The organism is Leeuwenhoekiella polynyae (assembly GCF_004104075.1).
In the GTDB taxonomy this organism is placed as follows: domain Bacteria; phylum Bacteroidota; class Bacteroidia; order Flavobacteriales; family Flavobacteriaceae; genus Leeuwenhoekiella; species Leeuwenhoekiella polynyae.
Genome location: NZ_QOVK01000003.1, coordinates 30,263 through 51,197, shown reverse-complemented (window position 1 = coordinate 51,197; position 20,935 = coordinate 30,263). Strand labels below are relative to the sequence as shown.

22 protein-coding genes are annotated in these 20,935 nt (G+C 36.9%); 11 read left to right on the top strand and 11 right to left on the bottom strand.

Features of this window, described 5'->3' with window-relative positions; genetic code table 11:
• Positions 1-69 precede the first annotated feature (69 nt).
• The 3 genes from DSM02_RS05360 to DSM02_RS05350 are packed head-to-tail and all read right to left on the bottom strand — an operon-like array spanning position 70 to position 3,248.
• The gene (locus DSM02_RS05360) at positions 70-1,158 is read right to left on the bottom strand and encodes a sensor histidine kinase (RefSeq protein ID WP_128764672.1); all 1,089 of its coding nucleotides are present in this window, start codon (positions 1,156-1,158) and stop codon (positions 70-72) included.
• A gap of 36 nt (positions 1,159-1,194) precedes the next feature.
• Complete coding sequence (locus DSM02_RS05355) at positions 1,195-1,614, bottom strand: hypothetical protein (RefSeq protein ID WP_128764671.1); 420 nt, start codon at positions 1,612-1,614, stop codon at positions 1,195-1,197.
• 5 nt (positions 1,615-1,619) lie between these two features.
• Positions 1,620-3,248, bottom strand: coding sequence for an acyl-CoA carboxylase subunit beta (locus tag DSM02_RS05350; protein ID WP_128764670.1), 1,629 nt, complete (start codon positions 3,246-3,248; stop codon positions 1,620-1,622).
• A gap of 290 nt (positions 3,249-3,538) precedes the next feature.
• Between DSM02_RS05350 and DSM02_RS05345 the strand changes: the two genes are divergently transcribed.
• The 5 genes from DSM02_RS05345 (at position 3,539) to DSM02_RS05325 (ending at position 8,077) form a co-directional block, all read left to right on the top strand.
• Complete coding sequence (locus DSM02_RS05345; RefSeq protein WP_236638925.1) at positions 3,539-3,715, top strand: CAL67264 family membrane protein; 177 nt, start codon at positions 3,539-3,541, stop codon at positions 3,713-3,715.
• A complete protein-coding gene (locus DSM02_RS05340) occupies positions 3,715-4,185 on the top strand; it encodes a DinB family protein (protein ID WP_128762424.1) in 471 nt (156 codons plus the stop codon). Before DSM02_RS05345 ends, DSM02_RS05340 begins: the two co-directional genes overlap by 1 nt.
• Positions 4,186-4,272: 87 nt before the next feature.
• Complete coding sequence (gene ettA / locus DSM02_RS05335) at positions 4,273-5,964, top strand: energy-dependent translational throttle protein EttA (RefSeq protein WP_128764669.1); 1,692 nt, start codon at positions 4,273-4,275, stop codon at positions 5,962-5,964.
• A 205-nt stretch (positions 5,965-6,169) separates the two neighbouring features.
• A complete protein-coding gene (locus DSM02_RS05330; protein ID WP_128764668.1) occupies positions 6,170-7,291 on the top strand; it encodes a PepSY-associated TM helix domain-containing protein in 1,122 nt (373 codons plus the stop codon).
• Positions 7,292-7,384: 93 nt separating this feature from the next.
• On the top strand, positions 7,385-8,077 hold the full coding sequence (locus DSM02_RS05325) for an HAD family hydrolase (protein WP_128764667.1): 693 nt from the start codon (positions 7,385-7,387) through the stop codon (positions 8,075-8,077).
• A 33-nt stretch (positions 8,078-8,110) separates the two neighbouring features.
• Here DSM02_RS05325 and DSM02_RS20320 read toward each other — a convergent pair whose 3' ends face one another.
• The gene (locus DSM02_RS20320; protein WP_161567104.1) at positions 8,111-8,275 is read right to left on the bottom strand and encodes a hypothetical protein; all 165 of its coding nucleotides are present in this window, start codon (positions 8,273-8,275) and stop codon (positions 8,111-8,113) included.
• Positions 8,276-8,512: 237 nt separating this feature from the next.
• Here DSM02_RS20320 and DSM02_RS05320 point away from each other — a divergent pair, with 237 nt between their 5' ends.
• Positions 8,513-9,397: a hypothetical protein gene (locus DSM02_RS05320; protein ID WP_128764666.1), complete on the top strand. Its 885-nt coding sequence runs from the start codon at positions 8,513-8,515 to the stop codon at positions 9,395-9,397.
• A gap of 75 nt (positions 9,398-9,472) precedes the next feature.
• On the opposite strand, the gene DSM02_RS05315 is transcribed toward DSM02_RS05320, so the two are convergent.
• Together DSM02_RS05315 and DSM02_RS05310 are read right to left on the bottom strand one after the other, a co-directional pair.
• On the bottom strand, positions 9,473-10,270 hold the full coding sequence (locus tag DSM02_RS05315) for a membrane metalloprotease (RefSeq protein ID WP_128764665.1): 798 nt from the start codon (positions 10,268-10,270) through the stop codon (positions 9,473-9,475).
• Positions 10,271-10,399: 129 nt separating this feature from the next.
• The gene (locus tag DSM02_RS05310) at positions 10,400-11,125 is read right to left on the bottom strand and encodes a class I SAM-dependent methyltransferase (protein WP_128762418.1); all 726 of its coding nucleotides are present in this window, start codon (positions 11,123-11,125) and stop codon (positions 10,400-10,402) included.
• 35 nt (positions 11,126-11,160) lie between these two features.
• On the opposite strand from DSM02_RS05310, the gene DSM02_RS05305 reads away from it, so the two are divergent.
• Positions 11,161-11,658 carry a YkgJ family cysteine cluster protein gene (locus DSM02_RS05305; protein ID WP_128764664.1) on the top strand — a complete coding sequence of 166 codons (498 nt, stop codon included), beginning with the start codon at positions 11,161-11,163 and terminating at the stop codon, positions 11,656-11,658.
• A 57-nt stretch (positions 11,659-11,715) separates the two neighbouring features.
• Here the strand turns inward: DSM02_RS05305 and DSM02_RS05300 are convergent, their stop codons facing one another.
• The 4 genes from DSM02_RS05300 to DSM02_RS05285 form a co-directional block, all read right to left on the bottom strand.
• Positions 11,716-13,266 (bottom strand): M20/M25/M40 family metallo-hydrolase, encoded by a 1,551-nt coding sequence (locus DSM02_RS05300; RefSeq protein WP_128764663.1) that lies wholly within the window; start codon positions 13,264-13,266, stop codon positions 11,716-11,718.
• A gap of 139 nt (positions 13,267-13,405) precedes the next feature.
• Complete coding sequence (locus DSM02_RS05295) at positions 13,406-14,686, bottom strand: serine hydrolase domain-containing protein (protein WP_128764662.1); 1,281 nt, start codon at positions 14,684-14,686, stop codon at positions 13,406-13,408.
• A gap of 92 nt (positions 14,687-14,778) precedes the next feature.
• Positions 14,779-15,156 carry a carboxypeptidase-like regulatory domain-containing protein gene (locus DSM02_RS05290; RefSeq protein ID WP_128764661.1) on the bottom strand — a complete coding sequence of 126 codons (378 nt, stop codon included), beginning with the start codon at positions 15,154-15,156 and terminating at the stop codon, positions 14,779-14,781.
• A gap of 240 nt (positions 15,157-15,396) precedes the next feature.
• Positions 15,397-16,671: an exo-beta-N-acetylmuramidase NamZ family protein gene (locus DSM02_RS05285; protein ID WP_240673982.1), complete on the bottom strand. Its 1,275-nt coding sequence runs from the start codon at positions 16,669-16,671 to the stop codon at positions 15,397-15,399.
• Positions 16,672-16,678: 7 nt separating this feature from the next.
• Here DSM02_RS05285 and DSM02_RS05280 point away from each other — a divergent pair, with 7 nt between their 5' ends.
• From DSM02_RS05280 to DSM02_RS05270, 3 genes are all read left to right on the top strand, one after another.
• Complete coding sequence (locus DSM02_RS05280) at positions 16,679-17,908, top strand: ABC transporter permease (RefSeq protein WP_128764659.1); 1,230 nt, start codon at positions 16,679-16,681, stop codon at positions 17,906-17,908.
• A 133-nt stretch (positions 17,909-18,041) separates the two neighbouring features.
• The gene (locus tag DSM02_RS05275) at positions 18,042-18,704 is read left to right on the top strand and encodes a DUF2306 domain-containing protein (RefSeq protein WP_128764658.1); all 663 of its coding nucleotides are present in this window, start codon (positions 18,042-18,044) and stop codon (positions 18,702-18,704) included.
• A gap of 158 nt (positions 18,705-18,862) precedes the next feature.
• Positions 18,863-19,843 carry a PLP-dependent cysteine synthase family protein gene (locus DSM02_RS05270; RefSeq protein WP_128764657.1) on the top strand — a complete coding sequence of 327 codons (981 nt, stop codon included), beginning with the start codon at positions 18,863-18,865 and terminating at the stop codon, positions 19,841-19,843.
• Between the two features lie 4 nt (positions 19,844-19,847).
• Here DSM02_RS05270 and DSM02_RS05265 read toward each other — a convergent pair whose 3' ends face one another.
• A complete protein-coding gene (locus DSM02_RS05265; RefSeq protein WP_128764656.1) occupies positions 19,848-20,375 on the bottom strand; it encodes a hypothetical protein in 528 nt (175 codons plus the stop codon).
• Between the two features lie 83 nt (positions 20,376-20,458).
• Between DSM02_RS05265 and DSM02_RS20670 the strand changes: the two genes are divergently transcribed.
• The gene (locus tag DSM02_RS20670; protein WP_128764655.1) at positions 20,459-20,914 is read left to right on the top strand and encodes a DUF2851 family protein; all 456 of its coding nucleotides are present in this window, start codon (positions 20,459-20,461) and stop codon (positions 20,912-20,914) included.
• Positions 20,915-20,935 lie beyond the last annotated feature (21 nt).

Here is a 20,935-nt window from a genome sequence, read left to right as displayed (position 1 = left end):
TAAATGGGAATATAACACAGATTTTTAAATCGAACTTACAGGTAAATAAGAAGGGATCGGGTTAAATGCCTAATCTTTAAATGTTAAGGTAAATCTGACTCCTTCATTTAATTTGCTTTCGAGTTTAATGCTGCCTCCGAGGCTAGTGATGTGATTGTAAACCAGATACAGTCCTATTCCTTTGCTGTCTTCATTTCCGTGGAACTGCTGATGAATTTTAAAAATTTTATCACCCGCGCTCTTTAAATCTATACCAGAGCCATTGTCTTCAAAGATGAGTTTTATGCTGCCTTCAGACCTTGAAGAATATATACGTATTACCGGATCAACGCCTGGATTAGCATATTTTATACTATTTGTTATTAAGTTGAGAAAAATACTTTGTAGAAAATTTAGATTAAAACTAACAGTAGGAGCTGCCTCAAAATTATATTGAACTATCGCATTGTTTTTTTCGATAAGCTGCTTGATAGAGTTTTGAGTAGTGGCTAACACTTCTTTAAAATTTAAAGGCCTTAATTCCAAATTGAGCCGGTCTTTTTTTATCCAGCTATCAAGGTAAGAGGATATAACCTCTTGCAGGTTTTCAGTAGAAAGGCGGAGTAGCTTTATGTATTCTAATACCTCTGGGTCATTAATTTTAGATTCATCAATAAGTTGATGAAGAGCGACTAGATTGCTCAGTGGCGAGCGCAAATCGTGTGAGCTTGAATAATTAAAATGCTTTAAATCCTTATTGCTTTCATTCAATTGTTTCAGAAGGTTGTTTCGCTCAAGTTCAATATTTTTCTTTATTGTGATATCTTTCGCTACTGCATAAATGATCTGTTCATCTTTTAGTGTAATTGAAGACCAGTGAAACCATACAACGCCACCATTCTTATGAACATATCTATTTTCAAATTGTGTTAATTCATTTACGTTAAGCAAGTTCTTACGTTTTTTACTTGTAAGAGACCTGTCGTCTTCGTGAATGAATTCAGAAATGGGTTTTGAAAATAATTCTTCTTCGCTATAGCCTAGTGTCTTGACAAGAGCAGGATTTACTTTTCTAAAATATCCATCGTAGCCAGCAATACACATAACATCTGGGGACAATTCAAAAAAATAATCTAAGTTATAGAGCGTCTGGTCTAAGTGTTTCTTTTCAGAAAACATAATATGAGTTGGGAGTAGTTAAGGGATGAAGATAAGTTAATTTCTATAAAGATCTGGTGTAATCTTTAATGAGGCAGCAGGCTTTCCGTCATAACCATAATAATTATAATTTAGGGTAACGTCATTTTCTTTAAAGTAGCTCATCTCTTGACTAGACTTTAGTTGAGCTATAATTCCTGGTTTGATGTTTTTAGCAATAGTATCTTCATTCACCATATCAGAACGGTATATGAGCGTATAGTAATAATCAAAGATTCTATCTCCGGTAACAGCTGCACTATCCAGGCGTGTTTCTTCATCAACTTGAATGGGAGCTTGTTTATTGAGCTCAAGAGCAACTTCAATTAGATTCTCTTGAACATCAGGTCTAAATAGTTTAGATACCAAGTAATAGCTGATTCCTCCAAATATTAAGAATGAAATTATAGCTACAGCAATTGAGCCAGTTTTTTTCATAACTACTAAACCTGTATAATTCCAAGGTTGAATTTTTTCTCGATAGGAGCATGGTTAGCAGCTTCGATTCCTGTTGAGATCCAGTGACGGGTTTGAAGCGGATCTATAACAGCATCAGTCCAAATACGAGAAGCAGCATAATACGGAGAAACCTGCTTATCGTATCGCGCTTTGATAGTGTCATAAAGTTCTTTTTCAACTTCTGGAGTGATTTCTTTTCCTTGCTTTTTTAAAGAAGCCGTTTCTATTTGAAGCAAAACTTTTGCGGCACTGTTACCACTCATCACGGCCAATTCTGCTGATGGCCAGGCAACAATCAACCGCGGATCGTAAGCTTTACCACACATGGCATAGTTGCCCGCACCGTATGAGTTGCCTATCACAATTGTAAATTTAGGAACTACACTATTACTAACAGCGTTAACCATTTTAGCTCCGTCTTTTATAATACCCCCGTGCTCACTTTTACTACCTACCATAAAGCCGGTAACATCTTGTAAAAACACTAACGGAATTTTTTTCTGATTACAGTTGGCTATAAAACGCGTAGCCTTATCAGCACTGTCGCTGTAGATCACTCCGCCAAACTGCATCTCCCCTTTTTTAGTTTTTACAATCTTTCGCTGATTAGCAATTATACCCACAGCCCAGCCATCTATACGAGCATAAGCCGTAATAAGTGTTTGACCATAACCTTTTTTGTATTCTTCAAATTCAGAATCATCAACCAGACGTTTGATGATTTCAGTCATATCATATTGATCGCTGCGTTTAGCAGGAAGAATTCCATAGATATCCTGAGGGTTTTCTTTGGGTTTAGCAGGTGAAGTACGATTAAAACCGGCTTTGTCAAAATCACCTATTTTCCCCATTATATTTTTTATTCGCGTCAAAGCATCGCGATCATCAGTCGCTTTATAATCTGTGACGCCGCTTATCTCACAATGCGTAGTTGCACCACCTAAAGTCTCGTTGTCAACGCTTTCTCCAATTGCCGCTTTTACTAAATAACTACCAGCCAGAAAAATACTACCGGTTTTGTCTACTATCATCGCTTCATCACTCATAATAGGCAGGTACGCGCCACCGGCAACACAGCTACCCATTACTGCACTGATCTGTGTGATTCCCATACTACTCATCACCGCATTATTTCTAAAGATTCGGCCAAAATGTTCCTTATCTGGGAAAATCTCATCTTGCATCGGTAGATATACACCTGCACTGTCAACTAGATAAATTATAGGAAGCTTGTTTTCTATACTCAATTCTTGTGCGCGCAGGTTTTTCTTTCCGGTTATAGGAAACCAGGCTCCTGCTTTTACAGTGGCATCGTTAGCTACTACAATACATTGTTTTCCGCTAATGTGCCCTATTTTAACAACAACACCACCGCTTGGGCAGCCACCGTGTTCTTCATACATGCCTTCGCCGGCAAACGCAGCAATTTCAATAGCTTTTTCGGGTTTGTCGAGTAAAAAATCGATGCGTTCCCTAGCAGTAAGCTTGCCTTTTTCGTGTTGTTTTGCGATACGCTTTTCACCTCCGCCCAGTTTTACCTGAGCAAATTTTCTTTTTAAGTCTGAAACAAGAAGCTTATTATGGTCTTCGTTTTTATTGAATTTGATATCCATCTATAAAATTTAAACGCTCTTAAAAACTGGTCTTTATGTAAATAGATAGTAGACCAGAATAAGTAAAACGGAGCATAGTGTGGTAACGAAAATACGAAATCGTTATATCAATACACGCTACTATTTATATGAAAAATGCGATATTTGTGCTCTATGCTTCGATGCGTAAGGGATAGCGGCGGCATCCTTTTTTGATGCTTTTTTTGAAAAGGAATATAAAAAGATATAGCGGATAGCCTGGTTGTAAAAGCTTCACAACTTTTACAAGACGCAAAAAAATAAAAACTATGATGAATAAAAATACTGTATTGGGTTGGGCTACTTTTATAATGATTGTGGTTGGACTCGGTCTTATATTTCTGGGTGCATTTAGATACAATGAAGTCGCTGGTTGGGGCTTTGCCTCAGTAGGGATTGGTTTTTTTGCAATCGCCTGGGTTTTTAATGCACTAAAAGGACGTGTTTAATGACACAAACATTACTTAAAGAACAGCTTTTAAGACATCTTCAAGGTGGGGAGGCTTTTAAAAATGTAGAAGATCTTCTTGAAGATATTTCTTATAAGAAAAGTGGAGAGCGTCCTGTGGGTTTGCCTTATTCTTTTTATGAAGTTTTTTACCATATGGTTTATGCCCAAAAAGATATATTGAATTTTTGCTTAGCCGAATCCTATGTAACACCGAGTTGGCCTAAAGATTACTGGCCCACAGAAAATAGGGCTGAAACTAAAGAGGAATGGAAATCTTTAGTTTCTGATTTTTTTGAAGATCGAAACGTTCTTATAGCTTTTATTGAAGATGAAAAAACAGACTTACTACAGGTGGTTAAGCACGGTGACAAACAAAGTGTTTTGCGCGAGCTAATGCTGGTTATAGAACATAATGCGTATCATGCTGGTCAGCTTGCAATTATTCTTAGGCTTCTGGGCTTGATATAGCCAATAAATTCTCTTAACTTAATTTGAAACGATTCACCTGTTCTTTTGGGTGTTTTTATAGAACAATTTTTTAATACTGAATACATTATGAGTGACGATAAAAAGATAATTTTTTCAATGACCGGGGTGAGTAAAACCTATCCCGGTGCTAATACGCCTGTTTTAAAGAATATTTACTTGAGTTTTTTCTATGGGGCAAAGATTGGTATTTTGGGACTTAACGGTTCTGGTAAATCTACCTTACTTAAGATCATAGCAGGGATAGACAAGAACTTTCAAGGGGATGTTACTTCTGATAAGGAATTCTCTGTTGGGTATTTAGAGCAAGAGCCTCAATTAGATGACGAGAAAACGGTATTGGAAATTGTAAAAGAAGGAGCTGCTGATACAGTAGCTATTCTTGATGAGTACAACAGCATAAACGATCAATTTGGTCTGGAAGAAGTTTACAGCGACCCTGATAAGATGGAAAAGCTGATGAACCGTCAGGCTGTCTTGCAAGATGAGATTGATGCGCGCGGTGCTTGGGAATTAGATAACAAATTAGAAGTAGCAATGGATGCGTTGCGTACTCCGCCGGCAGATCAGAAAATTGGAGTGCTGTCTGGAGGAGAGCGTCGCAGGGTAGCTCTATGTCGTTTGCTTTTGCAGGAGCCAGATGTATTATTATTAGATGAGCCTACTAACCACTTAGATGCAGAAAGTGTACACTGGTTAGAGCATCACCTGGCACAATACAAAGGAACGGTTATAGCAGTAACGCACGACCGTTATTTTCTAGATAATGTAGCAGGCTGGATTCTAGAACTGGATCGAGGAGAAGGTATCCCTTGGAAAGGAAATTACTCTTCTTGGTTAGACCAGAAATCTAAGCGTATGGCTCAGGAACAAAAGCAAGCAAGTAAACGTCAAAAAACATTAGAACGCGAATTAGAGTGGGTGCGTATGGCTCCAAAAGGTCGCCAAGCGAAGCAAAAAGCACGTTTGAGCAATTACGACAAACTCTTATCTCAAGATCAGAAGCAAACAGACGAGAAATTAGAGATTTATATTCCTAATGGCCCACGCTTGGGTACTAATGTGATTGATGCTCATGGTGTAAGTAAAGCTTTTGGTGATAAGTTATTATATGAAGATCTCAATTTTGTGCTTCCTCAAGCAGGTATTGTAGGTGTTATAGGTCCTAACGGGGCTGGTAAAACCACGATCTTTAAAATGATCATGGGCGAGATAGAACCAGATAAAGGTGATTTTACAGTAGGTGATACTGCTAAGATCGCATATGTAGATCAGTCTCATAGTAATATTGACCCTGAGAAAACCATCTGGGAAAACTTCAGCGACAAGCAAGAGTTGATTATGATGGGTGGTCGCCAGGTAAACAGTAGAGCATATTTGAGTCGTTTTAATTTCAGTGGAAGCGAGCAAAATAAAAAAGTAAATATGCTTTCTGGCGGTGAGCGTAACCGTCTGCATCTCGCTATGACGCTTAAAGAAGAAGGAAACGTTTTGTTACTTGATGAGCCAACCAATGACTTGGATGTAAACACGCTGCGTGCTCTAGAAGAAGGGCTTGAAAATTTCGCGGGTTGTGCTGTTGTTATTTCTCACGACCGTTGGTTCTTAGATAGAATTTGCACACACATTTTAGCCTTTGAAGGCGATAGTCAAGTCTATTTCTTTGAAGGTGGATTCTCTGATTATGAGGAAAATAAAAAGAAACGTCTTGGTGGTGACTTGATGCCAAAACGTATTAAATACAAGAAACTAGTTAGGTAGGTATTTCGCTTAAGTCTATTTATGCATAAAAAGCCTTTTCATATTGAAGAGGCTTTTTCTTTATATGATCATCACGTATTTACGAAAATAAATTATTTTAATTTTTATTAAGTCTAAATAGCATAAAGTCATTTTCCGTTTTATATTTGCAGCTATTTGTGAATGAGTGTGCATTAAAAATCTAGATAAACCTTGATCTATAAAAATGAAGAAAAATAAAAAATACACCATTAGAAAATTTATTAATGATGTGCATCTTTGGCTAGGACTAGCCAGTGGGATTATTTTGTTTCTGGTTTGTCTTAGCGGAACCATTTTGGCTTTTGAGAAAGAAATTAAAGATGTGTTTTCAGATGAATTAGTTGTAGAACCAAAAGGCGAAAAAATAAGTATAGCAGATTTAAAAGGAAAAATCACAACAGAGAATGGTGGAGTACTAACCAGTATAACCATCCCCGAAGCTTTAGACGAGCCTTATGTTTTTACAATAAAAGATAATCCTAAAGAGCGTCGTGGTACAAGTTTTATGGTAAATCCATATACCGGTGAAAGTTTAAAGCCTGCTGCAAATCCTGCAGATGCTTTTTGTTTTTTCTTTTTCAAAATGCATCGTTGGTTACTTTTAGATTCAGCAATAGGTAGACCAATTGTAGGTGTAGCTACAAGCATCTTTTTAATTCTTTCTATCACTGGTCTTGTTTTATGGTTTCCGAAGAAAGTAAAGTGGAAAAATGTAAAAAGCGGTTTTAAGATCAAAACTAAAGCCAATTGGAAGCGTGTAAATCACGATCTGCATAACACGCTTGGTTTTTACTCGTTGATCTTTATCGTTATTATGGGAATCACCGGTTTATGTTGGTCTTTTGAAGGGTATAGAGAAGGTTTAGGAAACCTTATAGGAACCAAAATATTTAATCGTTCTTCTCCGGAATTTCAAATTACAGAAAACTCAGAGGCTGCAACAATTACTCTTTCTGAATTATTAAATACTGCAGACACAATTTTTGATTATCCGGGAGCTATTTCAATAAGCTTACCAGGATCACGAAATGATTTCTTTAGTATAAGAAAGCGTAATGCTAACGGGTGGTCACCTTCTACTTCTGATATGGCTTACATTTCAAAAACAGGAGAGGTGCTTGCTGTTGAAAAATTTAGTGATAAGCCGTTTAATGTGCAAGTGGCATCTTTAGTAAAACCAATACATACAGGAGAAGTTTTTGGCTTTTTCTCTAAATTAATTTACTTCTTGGCGTGTTTGATAGGTACCAGTTTACCAGTAACCGGAACTTTGATTTGGCTCAATAAAATGAAAAAAAAGAAATAATCTTTCTGTATTACTTAAAAAATAAGACCTCACTGTTTAAACAGTGAGGTCTTATTTTTTAAGTATTTTTAAGCAACTTCTAATTTTGAGAATTTGGATTTAAATACAATTAAAGTCATCGCTTTTGACGCCGATGATACACTTTGGGTAAATGAAACGTTTTTTAGAGATGCAGAAATTGCATTTGCAAAACACCTTTTAGATTATGGGGACGAAGAAGATATTGTGCGTATGCTTCTGGATACCGAAATTCGTAATCTTGATACATATGGTTACGGGATAAAAGGCTTTACGCTTTCTATGCTTGAAACTGCACATCGATTAATGGGAGATAAGATGAATGCCGAAACAACAGCATTCATTCTAGATAAAGGAAAACAGATGCTTGCAGAACCGGTTGAGGTTTTACCACATATTGAAGAAGTTCTTGAAGAGCTTTCTAAAAAATATAAGTTGGTTGTGGCTACAAAAGGGGACTTGCTTGATCAAGAGCGTAAACTCATCAAAAGTGGACTAATAGATTATTTTCACCACGTAGAGATAGTTTCAGACAAGAAAGAAACGCAGTATAAAAAACTGGTTAAACATCTTGATATAGAACCGCAAGAATTTTTAATGATAGGTAACTCCTTAAAATCTGATGTGATACCGGTACTGGCGATGGGTGGTTATGCATTTCATATTCCGTTTCATACCACGTGGACTCATGAGCAAGTAGATGATGAAATCAATCATTCTAAGTTTAGAGCATTAACTAATGCTAAAGAATTACTAGATATCTTATAAAAATAGAGCAGATCAAAATGATCTAGAACGTTCTTATTGTCGTTTGGGTAAAAAGCTGCGTAAGATATAAATGATAGCTGCAAGAAGTAACCCTAGTAAAAGACCTTTGCCAAAACTTGCATTGATGAATAAAATGAGAATAGCAATTACAGCAAGCACTCCAAAAAGTATAGCTGCACGTTTGTGATTTTCTTTCATACCTCAAAGATACGGTTATGTGATTTTCTGGCTGAGTTATTAATAAAAAATTAAAGATGCAGTGTTTGTCTTTTTTGTATGTTTGGGTGCTTTTTTAGAGCAGTTGTAAATCCTTTTTTTCGTTAAAAAACAGTAAATTATAGTAGCTGTTTTTACACTTTTACACACTTTTGAATGAGCATTAACGTTAAAATATAATATAGGTACAAGCCTAAGCTAATCAAACAATAGTTATTTATGGAAAATGAGAATAAAAATACGGGTATAAAGATAGTTACGGGAATACTTGCCGTTCTTCTTGTTGTAGCCGGTGCTTTTGCAATTAAACTTTACAATCAAGAGAAGAACACAAAAGCAGAATTGACCGAAGAAAAAGAACTTGTTCTTAATGACCTTAAACAAATGGTCACCAAATATGACGCAGTAATTGAAGAGAATAATCTTAAAGATACAGAATTGAATCAGGCTCGTGATCGTATACAGGTTTTAATTGATTCTGTTCAAAAAATGGATGCGAACATTTCTGTTTTACGTCGTTATCGTGATGAGGTCTATAAGCTTAAAAAAGAACGCGAATATCTTTTTGCTCAGAACGACAGCCTAAAAGGAATGAATAAGATGCTGGCTATGCAGGTAGATAGTACTACTTATGAATTAGAGGTTTCTAAAATGAAACGCGATAGTCTTAATATGGTAAAAGATGAATTGGCTGAAAAAGTAGCTTTAGGAGCAAGTTTGTCTGCTAGTAAATTAGTAGGTACCGGCGTAATTGTAAGAAACAGTGGAAAACTCGTAGAAAATGACAAAGCGCGTCGTGTAGATCGTATTAGAGCATGTTATACTGTGCCACAAAACAGGATTGCCGATGCCGGAGACCGTGAATTATACGTCCAGGTATTAGATCCTCAGAACAACATTTTAGGAGCAAATAAAACTATTGCTATTGACAGCGTAACTAGTGTTACTTATAGTGCAATTTCAAAATTTTACTACGAGAAAACAGCTTTGGATATTTGTGAAAACATCGCACCTAAAGGGGAAGACTTCTCAAAAGGACTTTATAAGATCAATATTTTTGATGGTGGTAAAATGATCGCTACTACAAATCTGGTTTTAGACTAGTATAAGATTTTCTATAAACTAAAAAAGCTTCGGGATTTCCCGAAGCTTTTGTTTTTTTAAGCAGGTTGCTTAAGTCTATTTTCCACCATTAGCTCTTAGGTCTTCTAAACAAAATTCTCCAAAAGTAGGCAAGCCATTCATAGTAGTACTTGTTGCATCTGCTACGGTCTGAAAGTACATCAGGCAGTTTTCTTGATCACAATGCTTGTTAGGAGTTTCTTCTCCGTCATCATCAGCGGTTTCATCTTCGTGATCGCGTACCATTGGAGTACCTAGATTTACCAACCCGAAAAGGTGACCAAACTCGTGCTCAGTAGTAACAGTTTCCAGTTGGGTAAGACTTGGCCCTGTGAAACCACTACTAAAATCTCTAAGCGTTTCGCCAAAAATAATACAAGAAGTATTACGGTAAGCAGTACCTAAAATACGGCTGTTTCCTTCATCGCTTTCTGAGTTTTCATTGGTAAAGAAAACCCAAACTCCAAGTTCATCTCCAACATTAAAAACGGTTCGATTATCTTCTTCTATCTTAGTGTACTCATCGCGGTTTAAAGAACCTACTTTAGAAGCAGCTACCACAGTTTCGGTAAAAGTAATACCGTCAGGTTTGTTTAAACGGGCAGAGAAAAATGCTCTCAAATTACTTAAGGTCGCATCAGAGGGTCTAAAGCCATCTACGTATGCAATCTCAACATTCATAGAGGTGAATTCTTCAGCACTTAAAAAATCTCTTGCTGAAGCGCCCAAAGCTTGCTTATTGGCTAAGGTAGGGTCAGTAGTGTTAGTTCCCGAAGAATCGCTGTCGCTTGAACAGGAAAGTATTAAAAATGAAAAAAAAAGAGTAATGTAGGGGGTAATTCTATTAAGTGTCATTAAAAATAATTTGAATGTTTTCAAAAATAACTAAACGTTTCCCTTTCGGGTCTTGTTGTATTTAGTTTATGATGTTTTTAGGATAAGCAGTTTAATACTATATACGGTTTTTAAAGCACTCTAGTTTTATTATAGTTTAATGAGTTGAGCTAAGTAGTCGTAATGTGGCCCTTCAATAATTTTTTTACAACTAAAACCCGCTTTTTCAGCTTCAGTTTTTAGGGTTTTAAAATCAATATACAACCAGTCAAAAGCTTCAGAAGTTTGATTTTTATACTGAATTTTAAACGTTACTTCGCCATAATAATCACGGCTTGCATCACGCCAGTAACTGCCATCTTCTTCCTCATACATAAACGCAATGTCTGAAGAATCAATAAGAATTTGACCACCAGTTTTTAAAAGACTGTTTAGATGCTTTAAATAGTTTTGCGTGTTTTTTAAGGTCTCAAAAATTCCGCTGCCATTCATCATAAGCAGTAAAGTATCGTAATTCTTTTCGGTATGGCTTAGAATATCAGATTCAATAGTCTTTGATATCCCGCGATTATGGCAGACGTTAATTGCTCCTTTAGAAACATCAAGAGCAGTGACGTCGATACCTTTATTTTGTAAATACAAACTATGGCTTCCTGCACAAGAGCCTATGTCTAATGTTTTTCCTTGGGCAAGTCTTAACGCTTCTTGTTCAACCAGTGGCATAGCATCAAAACCCCTAAAAAGATAAGGAACTGGTATCTCATCATCTTCGGTAAGCGACGAGATGACTGTAATAGCTTCGGTGTGATTACCGGTGTAGAAATCGAGTAATGCCTGACCAAAAATATCAGGGTTTTCAGAATCTCTTTTGGTCATAAAATCAAGGGAATTTAAATGCGTATTTTTGCGCTATGGATGAATTTATTGAGCAGTTGCCTAATCTTGCCAAAGATAAGCATAAAGAGAATGCTGCCTATTTTAAAAAGCTGAAGCGTAAACCGCCTAAAGATCTGGATTACCAGATGCAGGAATTACACGATGAAGAATTTGAAGAAACAGATTGTTTAAAATGTGCTAATTGTTGTAAAACAACCGGACCTTTATTTACAGACCGGGATGTCAGCCGCATTGCAAAGCATTTTAGGATGAAAGATGCACAGTTTATTGAGACCTATTTGCGTATAGATGAAGACAACGATTATGTACTTCAAGAGGTACCATGCACTTTTCTGGGAGCAGATAATTACTGCATGATTTATGATGTGCGGCCTAAAGCCTGTGCAGAATTCCCACATACAGACCGGAAGAAATTTCAGCAGATCACAAATATTACGTTGAAGAATGTTGCTATTTGTCCTGCAGCTTATAATATTGTAGAAAAAATGAAAGAACGTATTAAGTTGAAATAAACAAATGCCCTGAGTTCAATCAGGGCATTTTATAGCATTAATTTTGAGAATTCAGATTTAATTATCCAGTCCGCCGCGACGGTTACCATCACGAGGTTCTGGCCAGGTCATTTGTTCTCCGGTTCTTTTATTTACCGGTAAAACAATTTGTTCACGAGACGTTTTTTCGTCATCTTCACTAGCCATATAAGCAAGAACAGCAGTTAGAATAGCGTTGTTTTGTAAATCATCCCAAACTATCTTGTCGTAAGTATCGCGATTGGTGTGCCACGTATAGTTCCAGTAATTCCAGCTTAATGAACTTAAGTTAAATGCTGGAGCACCGGCAGCTACAAAAGAAGCATAGTCAGACCCCCCACGACCAGGAGCTCCCGGGAAATGCGTTTCTATATCTGCTACTTCATCAGGTACTGCATTTAACCAACTGCCTAAATAATCATATGCATTTAAGAATCCGTTGCCAGAAATGTTAGCAACACGACCTGTTCCATTATCTTGATTGAATACAGCTTGAACGCCTGCAACAATTTCTGGATGGTCTTTTACAAATGCACGAGAACCATTAAGACCTTGCTCCTCACTACTCCAGTGACCTACTAGAATGGTACGTTTTGGGTTAGGATAAACTTCTTTGAGAATGCGCATAGCTTCCATCATAACTAAAGTTCCTGTACCGTTGTCTGTAGCACCTTGTGCACCATCCCAAGAGTCAAAATGAGCAGAAAGAATCACATATTCGTCAGGCTTTTCACTTCCTTTAATTTGAGCTATGGTATTAAATGTAGGTACTTCACCCAGATCTTTAGATTGAGCAACAACCTTTATGCTTGGCTTGTCACCATATTCAGCAAGACGATAAAGTAATCCATAATCTTCTAAAGCAATATCAACCATCGGAATATCTTCGGTATACGCAGAGAAAACTTTGTTCACGCCAAAACCACGAGACCAGTTGCTGGTTATTATACCTACTGCACCGGCTTCTTCTAAAATTTTAGGTAATTCTCGAGATGAGTAACCCGTAGCTTTTATTCGGGCATCCCAAGCATCATTAAGTGCATCACGATCTTTTTTCATCTTTTCAAAAGATTCTGGTGTTGCCCATTCTTCCCAATTTTCATCAGGTCGACCGGTAGGCTGCGGCATAGATACTAAAACGAATTTACCTTTAACCTGATTGATCATTTTCTGAAAACTTAAAGAGTCTTTAGCTTCCGGCAGAATGACCACTTCTGCTTCAACACCTTTAGAAGAAGTTGAAGGGCTCCAGGCTAGTTGCATACCTTCAAGACTTACGCTACGTGGGTTTACAAGGTCTATATGCGTGATACCGCGATCCCAACCTTTCCATACGCCCCATTGCTGGTTTTCTGCAGAAATCCCCCAATCGGTATAGGTTTCTACTGCCCAATCGTGGGCTTCTTTTAATTCTGGTGTGCCAACGAGGCGCGGTCCCACAACATCAAGAAGTTCGTGAGCTAATACTTTTAGCTGTGAATTTTCAGTGGCTTCTTTAACTATTTTTTCTACAGTTTCTTTTTGATCCTGAGCAAAAATACTGGTGCTTAAACCCGCACAAAGGGTTAAAAAGTAAAACGTTTTTCTCATTTGAATGTTTTTGAGTGCTTTTATTAGTTATGGCCTAAAATTAGGTATCAAATTTAAACGTATCGAAAGAAGTCGTGGATTTAACCCTTATAAATTGAATTATTATCATGTAATCAAAAAAAGAGGCGAAAAAATAGAATTAATCATCAATTGATGAAAAGACAATATTTCTGAATTTCCAACTGGTTTCATCTCCGCTTACTTTTTGAGTCTGCTTCATAATAATACCAATTAGGTTTTCTTCAGGATCCGCGAAATACTGAGTGTTGAAATAACCACCCCACTCAAATGTGCGGGGACTTCCTTTCCCACCTTTGGCAGCGCCCAAATCATCGACTACGCTAAAGGCTAAACCGTGATACGATCCCTTACCTTTCCAGATGTCACCTATCTGATTACTCAGGATAAAATCTACCGTTGTTCTGCTCAACAAGCGATGTCCGTTGAGTGTGCCTTTATTAAGGTACATTTGCAAAAACTGTGCATAATCAACTGGAGTACTTGATAAACCAGCACCACCAGAAAAGAAAGTCATTTTACCTTTTTTAGGATAATCAGGATCGTAAAAAGTAGTGGGGAAATCTACCCAATTGCCCTCATTTTTGGTTTGTACAGAAACCAACTGATCACGTTTTTCTTTTGGCAAATAGAAATAGGTGTTTTGCATTTTAAGCGGCTCAAAAATCTCTGTCTTAAAGAATTTATCAAGCGGTTTACCCGATATGATTTCTACAAAATATCCTAAAACATCGAGTCCTTCGCTATAGGTGAATTTCTCACCGGGATTATGATGCAATGGTAATTTGGCAATTTTTTTTACACTTTCCTCAATTTGTATTCCATCAGTTGTAAAGAGGTCTGTTACTCCGGCATCGCTATATATTTGTTTAAAACGCGGGTCTCCATCTATCTCGCCGTAACCCAAACCTGAAGTATGAGTAAGTAAGTGTCTAATCGTTATAGGACGTGTTGCAGGCTTAGTAGTGTATGTTCCGTCAGGTAGCAGGGAATCTAAAACCTGTTCGTTTTCAAATTCAGGAATATATTTTGAAATAGGATCATCTAACTGAAATTCTCCTCGTTCCCATAACATCATTACCGCTGTTGAAGTAATGGCTTTGGTTTGGGAAGCAATTCTAAAAATTGAATTGAAATCCAGAAGTTCTCCTTTGGCATTGGCTGTGCCAAAAGCTTTATGATATACGATCTTGCCATTGCGCGCGACTAAGGCTACTAAACCCGGTACTTGCTGATCTTTAATTGCTGCGATAGCAATGCTATCTAAATAAGCGAAACGGTTTGAACTCATACCTGCTTCTTCTGGATTTACTTTGGGTAATACCTGACTTTGCTGAGCAGTTAGTGATGAGCTAATGATTAAGAAAAAGAAGAGCAAAGCGTTAGTTAATTGGATTTTCATAAGATGTATTTAAATGAAAAGCCTCGGTACGACCGAGGCTTAAATTTACTGAGGAATGTTTAAAATAGCATTCAGTACTATAGTTAACACTATTATTTTATGCTGTTATTAGATTTACCTAATGTTATAATACGACCCGTTGCGTTACTAGAACGATTGCGTGTGAAGTTCTCTTCAACAAGTTTTACTTTTTTATCAAGCATCTCATATTGCTCAAGTGTTAGCTTAAGTGTTTGATACCCTACCATATTAAAAAGTATAGTGTCTTGTTTTGTTAGACCGTGAGCCTGTTCAAAATAGAAAATACCGTTATTTTTTGAGGTTACACCTTTTTTAATTGATTTGATAAATACATTAACACCGGCTATAGGTTCATCAGTTTTGGCATCTGTTACGGTACCAAATAAACGTTGTCCATAAAAAGCACTTGTGAAAAACAAGGCGAAAATTAGTATAATAAACGATTTCATTATATCGAATTTTAAAATAAGGCAGCTTTGTGCGCTAAATGTTTATAATGTAGGAGGTTAAATTTAAATAAACTGAATCGTTTAAAAAGTTAATTTTATACTTATTTGAGGTAATTTAATTTAGAACAACGTTTTCGGAGATTTTGTACTTTCTAGTCGTACGGTTATCAATGGTTGATCGTGAATTAAAAGTGTAGCTCAAGTTTCCTATTTGCCAAAAAAGCAGTAATACAGCTCGATCTAGTCGTAAAGCAAATATTTTGATCGAATTTTTAGAAAGTCTTGCGTGGCTGAATGCCAGCTAGCTCTTATCTCTTCCATAGAAGCACCGGCCTCAATTTGTTTTTGTAATTGTGCGGTACCCGCATGTGCCGTAAAATTCTTTGTATTAAAAAAGGCTTCTTTCTCAGTATAATCACGATACGCATTTATGATAAAGGTAAGGTCAACTTCATGTAATGGGTCTACAGTTCTTAGGTCTAGTCCGTGACAAAGTTCGCCGTTAAACTTAGGGCTCTTAGAACCAAAATTAGGAGCGGGCGTATAATTCAATTTATAAGTTTCCTTTGGTAGATAAGGAGCGCCTATTATTTGAAATTGCATTTCGGTACCACGACCAGCATTTAGAGTAGTTCCTTCGCAAAGTCCTAAACTGGGATAAAGCATCACAGCCTGATCATTTGGTAAATTAGGAGAAGGGCGTACCGGTAACGAATACTGCATTTCGTGAACATAGTTTTTCATTGGGATAATGGTAAGGCCCACTGTTTTTTCGGTTTTCAACCAGTGTTCTTTTGCCATCATCTGTGCATATTCTCCTAGTGTCATTCCGTGAACAAGCGGAACACCGGCGTGCATTCCCAGAAAACTGGTGTGAGCAGCTTCCATCACTGGTCCATCAACATAGCTTCCATTAGGGTTAGGCCTATCTAAAACAACCACAGGTATATTAGCTTCAGCAGCAGCCTGCATCACATAATGTAGTGTGGCGATATACGTATAAAAACGCACACCCACATCTTGAATATCAAAAACAAGAATGTCAACATCTTTTAATTGTTCGGTTTTTGGTTTTTTATTAGTTCCATAAAGAGAAATTACTGGTAGTCCGGTTTTAGGATCTTTACCGTCTTTAACGGCTTCCCCGGCATCGGCTTTTCCTCTAAAACCGTGTTCTGGAGAAAATACTTTAACCAGGTTTTGATTCAAGCTTAAGAGAGAATCTACTAAGTGTACATATATCTTTTCGCCGTTAGGCAATTCTTTTTTTAGGATAAGTGAGCTCGGGTTTCCTACAACCGCTACGCGTTTATCTGCTATAAGTGGTAAATATGCTTCGGTACGATTGGCTCCCAAGACCAATCTTTTATTTTCTATAACCGAAGTTGAATCTCCAGGTTTAGCGTTTTTACTTGACTTGTTTTGAATTTGATTTTTATTCCCGGAATGGTTTCCGCAGGAAATAGCAATTACAAAAACTAAAAAAAGGGTACTTTTGAGCAAACGAAACGCCATAGGACGATTGAATTTTGAATATTTTACAGCTAAACGCATAATTGGCGCTAAGAAGTATAAAAGTACTGCTTCGACACCTATAATTAAAATCGCAATTATCGCCATTATTCTGGGGATGGTTATGATGATGATTACCATTGCTACTGGTGTGGGGCTCCAGCAAAAGATAAAAGAAAAGGTTTCTGCCTTTAATGGAGATGTGATCGTCTCTCAATTTGATGGAAATAATAGCGATATCACGCTCAATCCTATTCCTAAAGATCAACCTTTTTATCCTGATTTTGATGCGGTGCCAGAAGTTACACACGTGCAGGTTACTGCTACTAAGGCCGGTGTGATTAGAACTCCTACAGATTTTGAGGGCATTATTGTAAAAGGGGTTGGTGACGATTACCGCTGGGATTATATGGAAGATTTTCTCGTAGAAGGAAGAATCCCGGATTATAAAAATAAATTAAATACTGAAATACTCGTTAGTCAATATCTAGCCAACCGGTTAGGTTTTAAGAATGGCGATAAAGTCATTGTGTTTTTTCTGAAAGAAGATGGAGGATTTTTAAACCGAAGATTTGATATCGTTGGTATTTATAATAGCGGTTTTCAGGAGTTTGATGAGAGTTTTTTGTTTGCAGATATTCGTCATATTCAAAAACTAAATAACTGGGAAGATGATCAGGTGGGCGCTTTTGAGATGTTTGTAAATGATTTTGATCGCCTCGATGAAATAGGCAGGGAAATCTATCAGAACACAGATTCATTTTTAAATACGATGACCATTACACAGAAATACTACAGCATTTTTGAGTGGTTATCTTTGTTTGATTTCAACATCGCATTGATCATTGTTGTAATGATAATAGTTGCCGGTATCAATATGATCGTTGCGCTTCTGGTATTGATCTTAGAACGTACACCTATGGTAGGTGTTCTAAAAGCGCTGGGGGCAAATAATTGGAGTATTCGCAAGATATTTATGTACAATGCACTTTATCTAGTTGGCGTGGGCTTATTTTGGGGAAATATCATAGGTCTTGGGTTGTTGTTTCTTCAAAAGTATTTTGGGTTCATTACCCTCAATCCTGAAACCTATTATGTAAGCGAGGCTCCGGTCTATATAGATTGGTATTATATTTTACTTCTCAATATGGGTACCTTTCTTTTATGTGCGGTAATGTTATTGGTACCTTCTTATGTTATTACCCGTATTTCTCCGGTAAAGACTATTAAGTTTGATTAAGTTTTGAGCTTCTGTAAATAGAAAGCCTTTTCATTTTACAGTTGAGTATTGAGATTTTACAGTTGGGTTAGTTTGAATATTTAGCTTCCTCAAATGTTTTCATTTTTGAAGAGAACAATCAAACCACTCAATTATGGAAACAGCAATCACCATCGTTATTTATATTCACGCATTCTTTGGCGGTATAGGCCTTCTTTCGGGCACGTTGAGTTTAGTTGCTAAGAAAGGAAGCAAAATTCACAGAAAATCAGGTAAGTTTTTTACAATTGGAATGCTAGTGAGTTCCGGGCTTTCTTTACCGGTAGCAAGTATGCCTGGGCATTATAATTCTTTCTTATTTTTAATCGGTTTGTTTACCATTTATATGGTTTTGGTAGGAAATAGAACTTTGCGTTTTAAATCTAAAAAAGCTAAAGTGTCTAAAACTGACTGGAGCCTAACCATTAGTATGGCAGTGCTTGCAGTTCTGATGATTGTAAGCGGGATGCTGGAGATTTTTGGTAATAAAATCCTTTTTATCTTTTTTGGGATTTTGGCTCTAGCATTATGCTTTCAGGATTATCGATTTTTGAAAAATCCTTTTCGTACAAAAACAGCGTGGCTCACACAACATATAGGTAAGATTACAGGTGCCTATATCGCATCAGTGACTGCATTTTTAGTTGCAGGTATGAGAATACCGGGATTGTGGGTTTGGATTTTGCCATCTATTATAGGAAATACTTTTATTATTTATTACATCCTTAAAGTGAGAAGAGGCAGTGCAAGATCAAAGCAAAAGCTTGGTTCTAAATAGGGAAGAAACTCTTTACTGAATTTCAGGTTGAAAAATCAAAATGTTGTTAAATCGGTATAAAATTTCGTTTTTAATATCTATTTTTTGAAAATAGATAACAGAAGGTCGTTTTGGTTAAAAAGTACTTAAAACAAGTCCTACTTAAAAATCCCATTTTTATGCATTATGCCGAAAATATTTTAGAGACAATAGGCAATACTCCACTCGTAAAACTAAATAAGCTTACCGCAGAATTACCGTGTTTGGTTTTAGCGAAATATGAGACCTTCAATCCGGGTAATTCTGTTAAAGATAGAATGGCTTTAAAAATGGTTGAAGCCGCTGAAGCTTCTGGAGATCTAAAACCTGGCGGAACAATTATTGAAGGGACTTCTGGAAACACAGGTATGGGCCTCGCACTCGTCGCTATCGTAAAAGGCTATAAAATGGTTTGTGTAATTTCTGATAAGCAGAGCAAAGAAAAAATAGACATTCTTAAAGCGGTAGGATGCGAAGTTGTTGTTTGTCCCACAGATGTAGCGCCAGATGATCCCCAATCGTATTATAGTACTTCGAAGCGCTTAGCACAAGAAACGCCAAACTCTTGGTATGTGAATCAATACGATAATCCCGCGAATGCTGAGGCACATTTTGAATCCACAGGACCTGAAATTTGGGAACAAACAGCTGGTAAAATAACCCATTTTATAGCTGGTGTAGGCACTGGAGGAACAATATCTGGTGTGGGAAAGTATTTAAAAATGAAAAACCCCGATATCAAAATATGGGGGATAGACACTTACGGTTCGGTATTTAAAAAATATCACGAAACCGGAATTTTTGATGAGAATGAAATTTACCCATACATAACCGAAGGAATAGGAGAAGATATTTTACCTAAAAATGTAGATTTTAAAATCATTGATGGCTTTACCAAAGTAACTGATAAAGATGCCGCAGTCTATACACAGCGTTTGGCAAAAGAAGAAGGTTTTTTCTTAGGTAATTCTGCAGGGGCAGCGATTAAAGGTTTACTGCAGTTAAAAGAACATTTTAAAGAAGGTGATGTTGTAGTAATCCTTTTTCACGATCATGGCAGCCGCTATGTTGGCAAAATGTATAACGACAACTGGATGCGCGAAAAAGGATTTATAGATTAATGTATTAACTGTCTTCCCGCGTCATAGTCATGCCTTGTATTTTATAGTCAGCATCTTCTTTGTTCTTTTTTACGACCATTACAGAGCCGTTGTAGGTTTCAGTATTTCCCTGTTTGGTTTTAATAGTATATCTAAGAGGCATTTTTACATCGGTACCTTCTGCTCCAGAGGTTACTTTTGGATCTTCAGTAAAACTTAAGGTTACTGTTTCAATATTTGAATGCTTTTCAGCAAATTCAGAAGATGTACCGCGATCACTTGTCTGAGACATTTCTTGGTAAGCTTCGGCAGTTTCTCCGCGACTTAATGCATCAAAATAATCATTGATTACTTTTTTAGCGCTGTTGATTTCTGTAAGATCTTCAGGGTTATCAGCATCTTCTTTTCCTGAGGTTTGATACATATCTTCTGGCGTAACTTGTTCAGACTGTGATTTGAGCTCTACCTCCCCATTATCTGAAGTTTTTCGATCTACACAAGATGTGAAAATTAGGGTTGTTGCAAATGCTAAAGTTAGAATTGAATTTTTCATAGTTTTTTATTTTTTTTAAAATTACAGAGGCTTAAGCGTTGAAGCTATTAAGGTTATGCTAAAATTGCTTTAACTTTAAGCTAATGAAAGAGGCCTTTTTACATCATCTTTGGAACTGCCGAAAATTTGACGGTGCAGCTTCAACTTCAAAGCTTCAAACAGTTTGTGGTAAAAAACTTCAGATCATAAAAACAGGTATGCATAATCAACTTGCAGGCCCTGATTTTTTTAATGCTCAGGTGGGAATTGATGATCAGTTATGGGCGGGTAACGTTGAATTTCGCATAAAAAGTTCGGATTGGTATCTACATAATCACCAGCAGGATCCTGCTTACGAAAATGTAATCCTGCACGTGGTTTGGGAATATGATTGTACTGTTTTTGATAAAGTTGACGCACAAATCCCAACGCTTATTCTCACCGATAAGGTGAATGATGAATTGCTGAATAATTACCAACATTTACTAGAATCGAAGATCTACAATTTTATCAATTGTGAATCTAGATTTAAAGAAGTTCCTGATTTTTTGAGCGCTTAGAGCAAAAGGTTTTGCAGGTCG